Genomic DNA, 11,217 nt, shown 5'->3' on the forward strand with positions numbered 1-11,217 from the left:
CAGCCTGTAAAGGTTGCATAAAGGTTTGCCACACACACATCTTTCACCCTTTACACGGCGGCTTTTCACAAACGGCCGTTAAAATAAGTTCGGTTTTAGCCCCGGCACATACCCTGCGCCGGGAAATTCTGAATGATTCACGAGGGGGAATTGAAGCGAATGAATAAGGTGAAATCGGCCGTTGGTCGGGTGGGAGGCTGCCTGAACAGGCACAAAAAAGCACTGGTGATTGTGGTGCTGATCCTGCTGATTGCGGCGGTGGGGCTGTGGTACTTCAAGCTGCGGCGGCCGGCGCTGCCCACAGCGGCAAAAAGCGGCAGTTATGTGCGTACGGTGACCCTGCAGAAAGGCACACTGGATGATTCCATCAGCGCCAGCGGCACAGTAGAGAGCAGTGATGTGTCCAATGTGACCACCGACCTGAAATACACCGTCAAAACGGTGGATGTGCAGGTGGGCGATATGGTCGAGGCGGGCGACGTGATCTGCACGCTGGACACCGAAAGCCTGGAGAAGAGCATCGAAAAGGCGAAGGAGACTCTGGCAGACAACATGGCGCAGGCGGAAAAGACCTACCAGAAGGCACAGGAGAGCCTGGCTGAGGCCCAGACCAAAACGGCGGAGGCCAAGGAGGATCTGGATGATGCGGAGGAGGCCAAGAGCGACGCCTGGCAGGCGTACGACAGCGCCCGCAGCAAGGTGAGCTCCTTCCAGAGCGAGGCAGACAGCGCCGCCGCCCAGCAGGAAAGCGCTCTGAGCGCTTTGAACGATGCCATGGCCGCCACGGCTGAAAAGCAGACCGTCTACAACGATGCCTATGGCGCCTGGAAAACCGAGAGCGACCGACAGCTGGCGGCGGATTATCAGCCTGCCGCGGGCGACGCGGAAACGCTGGCCGGCCTGAAGAGCGCGCTGGACAATGCCCAGGCCCAGCTGGATGCGGCGAACGCCGCCCAGAGCAGCGCGCAGGCGGCCTACGATCAGGCCTCTGCACTGGCGCAGGAAAAGCAGAAGGCGCTGAGCGATGCCCAGAACACGGTGGGCCTGACCGGACTGCAGACCACCTACCAGCAGGCCCAGGCCGCATACGAGCAGGCTCAGACCGCTTATGATCAGGCGGTGAAAACCCAGGAGACCGCGCAGGAAACCTGCGATGATGCACTGGAGAGCTACAACAAATCCTCCGAAAGTGATGAGCTGACCGATCTGCAGGAGCAGCTGGAGCAGTGCACCCTGACTGCAGAGACCAGCGGCAGGGTGACTGCGGTGAACGCCACCGTGGGCAGCATGATCGACGGCGCGGCCGCCACCATTCAGAACACCGATTCCCTGAAGGTGGCCATCACCATTCCGGAATATGATATTGAGAGCGTACAGGTGGGGATGACCGCCCGCATCACCAGCGATGTGACCGACAAGGAAGTGAGCGGCACCCTGACCCAGATCTCGCCCACCGCCACCGGCGGCGGTTCCTCCTCCAGCAGCTTTGCGGCGGAGGTGACCATCAACGATGCGGACAGTGGCCTGCTGATCGGTACCAATGCCAAGGTGGAGATCATCCTGTCCACCACCGAGGATGTGTTCAGCGTTCCGCTGGATGCCATCGGTGAGAATGAAGCGGGCGAAAGCGTGATCTATGTGCAGACCGGCGAGACGGATGGTGAGCCGGTGTTTGAAGAGATGGTCGTCACCGTGGGTGAGCAGAACGACTACTACGCCCAGATCAGCGGCGCTGAGCTGGAAGAGGGCATGGTGGTGCGCGCCGCGGCCGATGAAAGCGAAGCCACTGAGGAGCTGGATATGAGCTCCGCAATGCCCGGCGAAATGAGCGGCATGGCTCCCGCGGAAGGGGGCGCGATGGATGGCTCTGTGGTCATCACCGCTCCCACTGGCGGCGGTGGCGGCGGCCGGGGCGGCATGGCCGGCGGCCCGGCGATGGGAGGCTGATGCAGATGCAGCCGATCATTGACATGCAGGGCATTGTGAAGCGGTACTACATCGGCAAGACCAACGAACTGGAGATTTTACACGGCATCGATTTGCAGGTGTATCCCGGTGAATTCGTGGCCATCGTGGGTGAATCCGGCAGTGGCAAATCCACGCTGATGAACATCATCGGCGCGCTGGACCGGCCCACGGAGGGCAGCTATACGCTGGACGGGGTGGACATCACCCGCGCAAAGGACAGGGAGCTTTCGGTGATCCGCAACCGGAAGATCGGGTTTGTGTTTCAGACCTTCAACCTGATCGGGCGCACAAGCGCCCTGAAAAACGTGGAGCTGCCCATGCTCTACGCCGGGGTACCCGCCCGGCAGCGCACCCAGCGGGCAAAAGAGCTGCTGGAGATGGTGAACATGGGTGAGCGGGCCCGCCACCAGCCCAATGAGCTTTCCGGCGGGCAGAAGCAGCGGGTGGCCATCGCCCGGGCGCTGGTCAACCAGCCCGCCCTGCTTCTGGCGGACGAACCCACCGGCGCACTGGATTCCGCCACCAGCCGCACCGTGATGGATATTTTCCACGAGCTGCACGCAAAGGGAATGACCATCGTGCTCATCACCCACAGCCAGGAGCTGGCCGCCGAGTGCGAGCGCATCCTTACGCTGCGGGACGGCCGGTTTGTGGGGGAGCGAAAGGGGGCGGGACGCAGTGCAGCTGTTTGATAACATCCGCCTGGCCTTCAGCAGCCTGTGGGCCAACAAGCTGCGGGCGCTGCTCACCATGCTGGGCATCATCATCGGCATCGGCTCGGTGATCGCCATTGTTACGCTGGGCGATTCCCTCACCGGCTCCATTACCGACAGTCTGCAGGGCTTCGGCATCAACAACATTACCGTGAGCCTGCAGCGAAAATCCGAGGACGACGAAACCACCGGCGGTGCGGTGCGCATGTTCGGCATGGAGAATCCCTCCAGTGAGGATCTGTTCACCAATGCCATGATCGAGGAATTCCGCACCGCCTACCCGGACGAAATTTATGCCATTGCATTGAGCCAGAGCCTGGGCAGCGGGCAGGTGCAGCAGGACGACACCACCGTGCAGGTGACGGCCATGGGCGTGAATGAGGAATATGCACTGGCCAACAATGTGAATCTGCTGCACGGGCGCTTCGTAAAGGATTCCGACGGGGAACGCCAGATCGCCGTGGTGAGCGACGTGTTCTGTGAGAGTGTGTTCGGTACCAGCGGCGCATCGGTTCTGGGGCAGGAGTTTGAGCTGAGCGTGAACGGTCAGCTGCTCCGCTTTTATGTGGCCGGCGTGTATGAATACGATGACGACGGCTTTGTGAGCATGACCGGCTCCGACCCGGTGACCGAGCTGTATCTGCCGCTGGAAGCGGCCCAGAAGCTGAGCGGCGGCGAAACCGGCTACCAGAGCTTTACCGTGGTGGCCTCCACCGATACCGACACCACCGCCTTCCTGGAGCAGGTGGAGAGCTTCTTTGCCAGCTTCTATACCCGCAACGAAAGCTACACCGCCACCGCTTCCAGCATGGAAAGCATGCTGGAGGAGATGACCGGCATGCTGAACACCGTGAAGCTGGCCATCAGCGCCATCGCGGCCATCAGCCTGCTGGTGGGCGGCATCGGCGTGATGAACATCATGCTGGTGAGCATCACCGAGCGTACCCGGGAGATCGGCACCCGCAAGGCGCTGGGCGCGCCGGGCTTCGCCATCCGGATGCAGTTCATCACCGAGGCGGTGGTGATCTGCCTGGTGGGCGGTGCGCTGGGTGTGGCACTGGGCGTGGGTCTGGGCGCAGCGGGTGCAGGCCTTTTGGGCTACGCGGCAAAGCCCGGCCTTACGGCCATTGGTCTGGCGGTGGGCTTCTCCATGCTCATCGGCGTGTTCTTCGGTTACTACCCGGCAAGCAAGGCCGCGAAGATGGACCCCATCGATGCGCTGCGGTATGAGTAACTCCTTGACAAAACCGCAAAGCAGCGGTATCCTTTTGAAAGCATACGGGGAATGAGGCACTCCCCCGGCGGGCCGGATATGCCCGCCCAAACCGCCTGTTCGGGCTGATGGCTTCTGTGATCTGTGAATCACGGGGCCGTCAGCCCTTTTCTGTGCGTATGGGGAAGGGCTTCGGCAAGGAGGAACCAATGAAAGAAATCGGAAAACAGGCACTGCGGCTGCTGGCATTGTGTGCGGTGGCGGCGGCAGTGGGTGTGGCGGCCGGTGCGCTGGCCGCCGTGTTCGGCCGGGGGCTGCTGGCCATTGGCGCGGTGCGGGATGCGCATCCCGGCCGGTGGCTGCCCTTTCTGCCGCTGGCGGGTGCGGTCATCGCCTGGTGCTACCGGCGCTGGGGCAGCCGGGCAGGCCGGGGGATGGGGCTGGTGATCGACGCGGCCTTTGACGAGGAGGAAACGATCCCCCGGCGGCTGATCCCCATGATTTTCCTGTCCACCTGGGCCACCCATCTGTTCGGCGGCAGCGCCGGGCGCGAGGGAGTGGCGGTGCAGATGGGCGCGGCCCTGGGTCGGGGGGCAGGCCGCCTGCTGCCGATGCAAAACGCAAAGAAACTGCTGCTCAAGGCCGGCATGGCGGCGGGCTTCGGCGGGCTGTTCCGCACGCCCTTTGCGGCGGCGCTGTTTGCGGTGGAGGTTACGGCGGTGGGGCGGCTGGATCTGGAGGCTTTGCTGCCGGTGCTGGCAGCGTCACTGGCAGCCAGCTGGACCAGCGGTGCGCTTGGGCTGGAAAAATTCACGGTGGAGCTGACCGGTCTGCCTGTGCTGGATGGGCCCATGGCGCTGCGGCTGGCCTGTCTGGGGCTTTGCTTTGGCCTTGTCGGCGCGTTGTTTGCAATCGGCCTGGGCCGGGCAAAGGCTTTTCTGGGGCAGCGGATGCACAACCCGGTGGCCCGGGCTGCACTGGTGGGTGCAGTGGTGGCGGCGGCGAGCCTTGCCTGCCACTGGGGCCGGTATTCCGGCCTGGGCACCAACCTGATCACCGCGGCTTTTGCGGGCGGAACGGTGTACTGGTACGACTGGCTGGCCAAGCTGGTCTTTACTGTGGTCACGCTGGCCGGCGGGTTTCAGGGCGGCGAGGTCACGCCGCTGTTTTCCATCGGTGCGTCTCTGGGCGTCTGGCTGGCCCCGCTGGCGGGGGTGCCGGTGCCGGTGGCCGCGGCGGCGGGCTACTGTGCGGTGTTCGGTGCGGCCAGCCGTACGCTGCTGGCTCCGGCGCTGATCGCGGGCGAGGTGTTTGGCTGGGAGTTTCTGCCCTTTGGCCTTCTGTGCTGCGCGGCGGCCCGGGTGTGCAGCGGCGGCGCCACCATCTATCCTGCCCAGCGCACGGAATAAGAATTGCAAAACAGACCCCCAGCGGGTATACTGGAAGCAGAACATTGCCCGCGGTCTGCGGGCCTTACTGAAACATGGAAATGAGGCGTTTTGCTATGAGCTATACCTTTGGATTCATCGGCGTGGGCAACATGGGCGGCGCGCTGGCCCGGGCGGCCTGCCGCTGGAACCCCCGTCAGGTGGTGCTGACCAACCGCAGCATGGAAAAGGCCATCTCGCTGGCCGAGGAGCTGGACTGTGACGTGGCGATGGACAACGCCACCGTGGCCCGGGAAGCCAAATTTGTCTTTCTGGGCGTGAAGCCCGCCGGCATGGGTCAGGTTCTGATGGAGCTGGCTCCGGTACTGGCCCAGCGCACCGACCGGTTCGTGCTGGTGAGCATGGCCGCCGGCCTTCAGCTGGATCGGCTGGCCCAGATGCTGGGGCGTCCCGCGCCCATGCTGCGCATCATGCCCAACACGCCGGTGGCCATCGGGCAGGGCATGATTCTGTATACCGCCGGCCCCGGAGTGGACCGGGAGGATCTGGAGGAGTTCCTGATCAAGATGGACGCCGCCGGCCGCTTCGACTCCATCGACGAAAAGCTGATGGATGCGGGCAGCTCGGTGTCCGGCTGCGGGCCTGCCTATGTGTACCAGTTTATCGAAGCACTGGCGGACGGCGGCGTGGAGTGCGGCCTGCCCAGGGCAAAGGCTCTGGAATATGCGGCTCAGACGCTGGCGGGCGCGGCCCAGATGGTGCTGGAGACCGGCAAGCATCCCGGTCAGCTGAAGGACGAGGTGTGCAGCCCCGGCGGCAGCACCATTGCCGGCGTTCACGCACTGGAGGAGGGCGGCCTGCGGGCCGCGGCCATCAACGCGGTGGTTCGCAGCTTTGAAAAAAACAAGGAGCTTGGCAAGCAGTGAGCAAATACAACATCAAACTGGTGGGGCTGGACATCGACGGTACCCTGCTGAACAGCAAGAATCAGATCAGCCCCCGCAACCATGCGGCCATCCGGGCGGCCATCGACGCAGGCTGCCGGGTGATCCCGGCCACCGGCCGGCCGCTGCGGGGCGTGCTGCCGGAGTTTCTTCAGATCCCCGGCGTGGACTATGCGGTCACCGCCAACGGAGCCACCGTGGTGCGGCTGGCCGACCGGGAATTCGTGATCAAAAACTGGATCAGCCGGGCGCGGGTGCAGCAGCTTTATCAGGCGACCCAGGGCCTGTGGCGGGTGTTCGATGTATTCACCGGCGGCAGCGGATACTGCGAGCAGAGAAATCTGGACGCTGCCGAGGAATGGGCGCCCCGGAACATGGCCCCCTACATGCGCATGAGCCGCCAGCCGGTGGAGAGCATGTGGGACTTTATTGCCTCGCAGGAAGGCTTTGAAAAATGCACCATGTTTTTCACCAGCGAGGAGAACCGGCAGAAGGCCCGGCAGATTGCCCGGGAAATGGGCGGCTTTGCCATTGTATCCAGCGAGGCCAACAATCTGGAGGTCAGCGACGAGGGTGCCACCAAGGGGCTTGCTCTGCTGGAGCTGGGCCGGATGCTGGGGCTGGAAAAAAGCCAGGTGATGGCCTGCGGCGACTCGGAAAACGATCTGGCCATGCTGGAGGCGGTGGGCCTTGGCGTGGCCATGGGAAATGCGCCCCTTGCCATCCAGCAGAAGGCCGCGGCGGTCACCGCCACCAACGACGAGGACGGCGTGGCTCTGGCATTGGAAAAGTATGTGCTGGGCAGGTGAGCGGATGGAGTTTTTGCGGGAAAAAGGCGTTGTTGCGGCAAACCTCTGCCTGATTGCCGGCCTGCTGTTTTTCAGCCCGCTGTTTCTGGTGGGACTGGCCCTGTGGGCGGTCAGCCTGGCTGTGCGCCTGCGCCGGGAGCCGAAAAAGAGCATGAAGCTGTTTTACGGCGCATTGTGCGTGCTGGTAAGCCTGTGGTTTTTGTGGGCGCTGGCCCGGCAGCTGGCGGTTCTGGCCGGCTGGATTTGAAGCAAAACAAAAAAGAAGGAGCCCGGGGTGAACTCCTTCTTTTTTTGTGTAATTGACAGGGCGTTACTGCCGGCCCCGGTTGTAAACGCTTTGCTGTTCCACCCGCAGCACCACCCGGCCCACAAACAGGGTGAGCAGAACCTCCACTGGCAGCAGCACCAGATTTTTGCCGATGCGCAGCGGAAGGGTGGCCAGCTGAAAATTCTGGCCATAATAGAGATACAGCCAGAAGCTGTTCAAAAAGATGTTTAAAAGAATGTTGATGCTCAGCTTGGCGGCCAGCACCCGATACCAGCGCAGGGGCTTGCGGTAAAGGGCCAGACCCCAGATCATGCCGGCCAGAATGGCGGTGAGGGTGAAGCCGGGGAAATAGGCCCCGCCGCCGTTGTTTACCACCCAGCCCAGAAAATCGCTGGCGGCGCCGGCGGTCATGGCCACCGCGGGGCCGAACAGCATACCGGCCATGGCGCTGGTCAGAAAGCCGAAGCCGATGCGCAGCTGGGGGGTGAGCTGCAGCCGGATGTTCAGCGCGTCCAGCGTGATGTTCAGCGCGATGAGCAGCGCCACCACCGCCAGTGTGCGGGGCTGATGGAACCGGGCGGCGGAATCCTGAAAGAGTTGCTTGATTTTGGACATGAAAAACCTCCTTTTGTATGCGGATGCCGCACAAAAGGAGGTGAGGATACAAAAAAGGGTACAGCGCGGCAAGGGCACTGCGCCCCGCATTTGCCTGCACACACTTCGTTTATGCAGCAGCGGGATGCAAAGTCTGTACCGCGAAGCGGAGTGCTTCTTCGTCCGGCCCGCAACTCCCCGTCGGGCTGGCACTTGACGCACAGGCTTTTACTCTGCACGCTCCATTATAGACCCGGCAGGAGGGGAAAACAAGCCCCGACCGCAAATTAAACAGTCAGTCTTTTGCGGAGGTTTTGTTCACCACCAGAATGCCCACGCAGATCAGCACCAGCGCAGCCAGCCCCTGCGGGCGGAAGGCTGCTTCCCCCTCGCCCAGCAAAAGGGTACTGAGCAGCACGCCGAACACCGGGTTCATGAATCCGAACACCGAGATACGGGCCACCGGGTTGTGGGCCAGCAGCACCGACCACAGTGAGTAGGCCACCGCCGAGATAAAGCCCATATATACCAGCAGCGCCGCGGAAGTCGGGGTGGGCGCGGCCAGCCGGCCGCCCAGCATAAGGCCCAGCAGAGTCATGACCACACCGCCGAACAAAAACTGCCAGCCGCAGAGCACAAAGGTATTCTCCTTTTGGGAGTACCGCTTCACCAGCACGCTGGAAAAGGCATAGGCGATGGCGGCAATGAGCACCAGGCCGTCGCCCAGAAGGCTGCCCTGCCCGCCGGAGGAGCTGCTCAGGTTGATGAGCGCCACGCCGGCAAAGCCCACGGCACAGCCAATCAGCTTGCGGGCGGTGAGGGCTTCGTAGCGGAACACCAGTGTGGCCAGCAGAATGCAGAAAAAGGTGTTGGTGGCGGTGATGATGGCTGCGTTCACTCCGCTGGTGTTGGCAACACCGGCATAATAAAACACATATTGCAGAATGGTCTGTACGCAGCCCAGCTTGAGCACCATCGGCAGGGTGGCCTTACTGGGGGCGGCCAGCCGGCGGGCCCGGATGCTGGCAAAGACGATGACCATCAGCCCGGCAATGGAAAAACGGATGCCGGCAAACACCAGTTGGCCGGGAATATCGCCGGACGACAGCTGAAACAGCTGGCAGCCGATCTTGATGCAGGGGACGGCACTGCCCCACAAAAAGCAGGGGATCAGGGCCAGCGCGGCAGCCACTGCCGGCCGGGAAAGCGGGGAAGAATCCTTCATAATGCAACAATCCACCTCTCAGGGTTTGAAATATCCACTGGAAAAGTATAAAATGTTATCAGTAAAAAGTAAAGCCATCCGATGGGGCAAATCGCCCGTCGGGCGGCTCCGGCAGGGCCCTTGCCAAAAGGGCCGGAAAGGAACAGAACGATGGCAGTTACCAAATTCAGCGAGATGAAATACACCCGCCCGGATGTGCAGCAGGTGACCGAGGCATACCGGCAGCTCACCGCCCGGGCAGAAAAGGCCGAAAGCGGCCGGGAGCTGGCGGATGTTTTTAAGGAGCATACCAGACTGGATGACGAATTCAGCACCGCGGCGCGGCTGGCGCAGATTCGCCACACGCTGGACACCCGGGATGAATTCTACGATGCGGAGAACGATTTCTTCGATCAGGAGGCGCCCGGCGTGGGCAATGCCCAGCTGGCGCTGTACCGGGCGCTGCTGTCCAGCCCCCACAAGCAGGGCCTGGCGGAGGAGTACGGCGACATCCTTCTGCAGAAGATGGAGGTGGCTGCTGCCAGTGCCAGCGAGGAAGTGCTGGAACTGATGCAGCAGGAGAACGCGCTGGCCAGCCGCTATCAGAAGCTGTATGCGGGCGGTCAGGTGCAGTTTGACGGCAAGAGCCTGACCCTGCCCGAAATGGGCCCCTATAAGCAGAGCCTGGATCGGGCAGTGCGCAAGGCTGCCTTTGAGGCGGACGGCCGCTTCTTTGACGACAACCGGGAAGAGCTGGATGAGATCTACACCAAAATGATCGAAAACCGCAACGCCCAGGCCCGCAAGCTGGGGTACGAGAGTTATGTGCCCCTGTCCTATCTGCGGATGGGCCGGCTGGGCTACAACGAGGCGGACGTGAAGAGCTTCCGGGATCAGGTGGCCCAGAGCGTGACTCCGCTGGCCCACGAGGCCATGAAGGAGCAGTTTGCCCGCATCGGCCTGCCCGACGCAAAATTCTACGATACCACCGTCAGCTTTAAGGACGGCAACCCTATCCCGCAGGGCACTGCCCCCGAGCTGCTGGCCAAGGCGGTGCAGATGTACCGGGAGCTGAGCCCTGAGACCGCCCGCTTCATCGATTTTATGACCGAGAGCCAGCTGTTTGATCTGGAGAGCCGCCCCGGCAAGGCCCCCGGCGGCTACTGCGAGACCGTCCCCGGTTATGGCGCGCCCTTTGTGTTCTCCAACTTCAACGGCACCTCCGGCGACGTGGACGTGCTGACCCACGAGGCCGGTCACGCCTTCCAGGCATGGGTGGCAGCCGGCCAGGGCATGTGTCAGGAGCTGGCCAACCCCGGTCTGGAAAGCTGCGAGATCCACAGCATGTCCATGGAATTCCTCACCAGCCCCTGGCATCACCTGTTCTTCGGCAAGGACACCGCCAAGTATGCGCTGGCCCATGCCCAGGAGGCACTCACCTTCCTGCCTTACGGCTGCATGGTGGATGAATTCCAGCACATTGTTTACAGCCAGCCCCATCTGACCCCGGACGAGCGCAACGGCATCTGGCTGGAGCTGGAGCGCAAGTATCGCCCCTGGAATGACTTCGACGGCCTGCCCTTCTATGGCCGGGGTGCGGGCTGGCAGCGGCAGCTGCACGTCTATCAGTATCCCTTCTACTACATCGACTACTGCCTGGCGCAGATTGTGTCGCTGCAGTTCTTTGCAACCCATCTGAACGACCCGAAGGATGCCTGGCAGCGGTATCTGGCTCTGGTGAAGAAGGGCGGCGGCGACACCTACGCTGGTCTGGTCAAGGCCGCAGGCTTCACGGTTCCCTTTGAGCAGGGTGCCATTGCTCCGGTGGCACAGCAGGTGTTCGACTGGGTGAAGGAACAGAACAAAACCCTGTAATCAGTGAAAAATCTTTTCATGTGGGGCTGTTGCAAAATAGCCTAAAATGAAAAAAATGAGATAGACTTCCCCGAAAGGGTTGCCTATCTCATTTTTTGTTGTAGTCTGAAACTGCAATGAACCAAACACAACAAAAAGAGTATAGCAGAAAGGCGGCGCAGTATCGTAACCGCTCCATAATCCCCCGTAGGGTAAAAGAAAAGAGCCCCGAAAAAGGGGCTCGGAAGGTTTAAGACTCCTT

General features: G+C 62.1%; 11 protein-coding genes and 2 riboswitches. Of the genes, 8 read left to right on the forward strand and 3 right to left on the reverse strand.

The window, feature by feature from the left end; translation table 11 throughout:
• The first annotated feature begins 159 nt into the window (after positions 1 to 159).
• The 7 genes from ACESYO_RS10295 to ACESYO_RS10325 all read left to right on the forward strand — a co-directional run bounded on the left by ACESYO_RS10295 (position 160) and on the right by ACESYO_RS10325 (position 7,282).
• Positions 160 to 1,947 (forward strand): HlyD family efflux transporter periplasmic adaptor subunit, encoded by a 1,788-nt coding sequence (locus ACESYO_RS10295; RefSeq protein ID WP_373209956.1) that lies wholly within the window; start codon positions 160 to 162, stop codon positions 1,945 to 1,947.
• 5 nt (positions 1,948 to 1,952) lie between these two features.
• A complete protein-coding gene (locus ACESYO_RS10300; RefSeq protein ID WP_373209957.1) occupies positions 1,953 to 2,660 on the forward strand; it encodes an ABC transporter ATP-binding protein in 708 nt (235 codons plus the stop codon).
• Positions 2,647 to 3,915 (forward strand): ABC transporter permease, encoded by a 1,269-nt coding sequence (locus ACESYO_RS10305; protein ID WP_373209958.1) that lies wholly within the window; start codon positions 2,647 to 2,649, stop codon positions 3,913 to 3,915. The genes ACESYO_RS10300 and ACESYO_RS10305 overlap by 14 nt, the downstream gene beginning before the upstream one ends.
• 38 nt (positions 3,916 to 3,953) lie before the next feature.
• Positions 3,954 to 4,039, forward strand: a riboswitch (Fluoride riboswitch).
• Between the two features lie 64 nt (positions 4,040 to 4,103).
• Positions 4,104 to 5,303 (forward strand): chloride channel protein, encoded by a 1,200-nt coding sequence (locus tag ACESYO_RS10310; RefSeq protein WP_373209959.1) that lies wholly within the window; start codon positions 4,104 to 4,106, stop codon positions 5,301 to 5,303.
• Between the two features lie 95 nt (positions 5,304 to 5,398).
• Positions 5,399 to 6,208 (forward strand): pyrroline-5-carboxylate reductase, encoded by an 810-nt coding sequence (proC, locus tag ACESYO_RS10315; protein ID WP_373209960.1) that lies wholly within the window; start codon positions 5,399 to 5,401, stop codon positions 6,206 to 6,208.
• On the forward strand, positions 6,205 to 7,035 hold the full coding sequence (locus ACESYO_RS10320; RefSeq protein WP_373209961.1) for a Cof-type HAD-IIB family hydrolase: 831 nt from the start codon (positions 6,205 to 6,207) through the stop codon (positions 7,033 to 7,035). The genes proC and ACESYO_RS10320 overlap by 4 nt, the downstream gene beginning before the upstream one ends.
• On the forward strand, positions 7,019 to 7,282 hold the full coding sequence (locus ACESYO_RS10325; RefSeq protein WP_346672720.1) for a hypothetical protein: 264 nt from the start codon (positions 7,019 to 7,021) through the stop codon (positions 7,280 to 7,282). The genes ACESYO_RS10320 and ACESYO_RS10325 overlap by 17 nt, the downstream gene beginning before the upstream one ends.
• Before the next feature lie 63 nt (positions 7,283 to 7,345).
• Here ACESYO_RS10325 and ACESYO_RS10330 read toward each other — a convergent pair whose 3' ends face one another.
• Positions 7,346 to 7,918: a folate family ECF transporter S component gene (locus ACESYO_RS10330; RefSeq protein WP_058963287.1), complete on the reverse strand. Its 573-nt coding sequence runs from the start codon at positions 7,916 to 7,918 to the stop codon at positions 7,346 to 7,348.
• Between the two features lie 115 nt (positions 7,919 to 8,033).
• Positions 8,034 to 8,135, reverse strand: a riboswitch (THF riboswitch).
• 57 nt (positions 8,136 to 8,192) lie between these two features.
• Entirely contained in the window at positions 8,193 to 9,122 is a 930-nt protein-coding gene (locus tag ACESYO_RS10335; RefSeq protein ID WP_373209962.1) for a DMT family transporter, read from the reverse strand.
• A gap of 150 nt (positions 9,123 to 9,272) precedes the next feature.
• Here ACESYO_RS10335 and ACESYO_RS10340 point away from each other — a divergent pair, with 150 nt between their 5' ends.
• On the forward strand, positions 9,273 to 10,976 hold the full coding sequence (locus ACESYO_RS10340; protein ID WP_373209963.1) for a M3 family oligoendopeptidase: 1,704 nt from the start codon (positions 9,273 to 9,275) through the stop codon (positions 10,974 to 10,976).
• On the opposite strand, the gene ACESYO_RS10345 is transcribed toward ACESYO_RS10340, so the two are convergent.
• Positions 10,977 to 11,217, reverse strand: a 241-nt coding sequence (locus ACESYO_RS10345; protein WP_373209964.1) for a hypothetical protein, incomplete at its 5' end; no start/stop codon positions are given.

Origin of the sequence: Allofournierella massiliensis (assembly GCF_964241245.1) — a bacterium.
Lineage (GTDB): Bacteria > Bacillota > Clostridia > Oscillospirales > Ruminococcaceae > Allofournierella > Allofournierella massiliensis.

Bases quoted from the DNA above. Each gene is read 5' to 3' on its own strand.
- ACESYO_RS10330 (WP_058963287.1), bottom strand. From the start codon at position 7,918: ATGTCCAAAATCAAGCAACTCTTTCAGGATTCCGCCGCCCGGTTCCAT.
- ACESYO_RS10325 (WP_346672720.1), top strand. From the start codon at position 7,019: ATGTGCTGGGCAGGTGAGCGGATGGAGTTTTTGCGGGAAAAAGGCGTT.
- ACESYO_RS10310 (WP_373209959.1), top strand. From the start codon at position 4,104: ATGAAAGAAATCGGAAAACAGGCACTGCGGCTGCTGGCATTGTGTGCG.
- ACESYO_RS10335 (WP_373209962.1), bottom strand. From the start codon at position 9,122: ATGAAGGATTCTTCCCCGCTTTCCCGGCCGGCAGTGGCTGCCGCGCTG.
- ACESYO_RS10300 (WP_373209957.1), top strand. From the start codon at position 1,953: ATGCAGCCGATCATTGACATGCAGGGCATTGTGAAGCGGTACTACATC.
- ACESYO_RS10295 (WP_373209956.1), top strand. From the start codon at position 160: ATGAATAAGGTGAAATCGGCCGTTGGTCGGGTGGGAGGCTGCCTGAAC.
- ACESYO_RS10340 (WP_373209963.1), top strand. From the start codon at position 9,273: ATGGCAGTTACCAAATTCAGCGAGATGAAATACACCCGCCCGGATGTG.
- proC (WP_373209960.1), top strand. From the start codon at position 5,399: ATGAGCTATACCTTTGGATTCATCGGCGTGGGCAACATGGGCGGCGCG.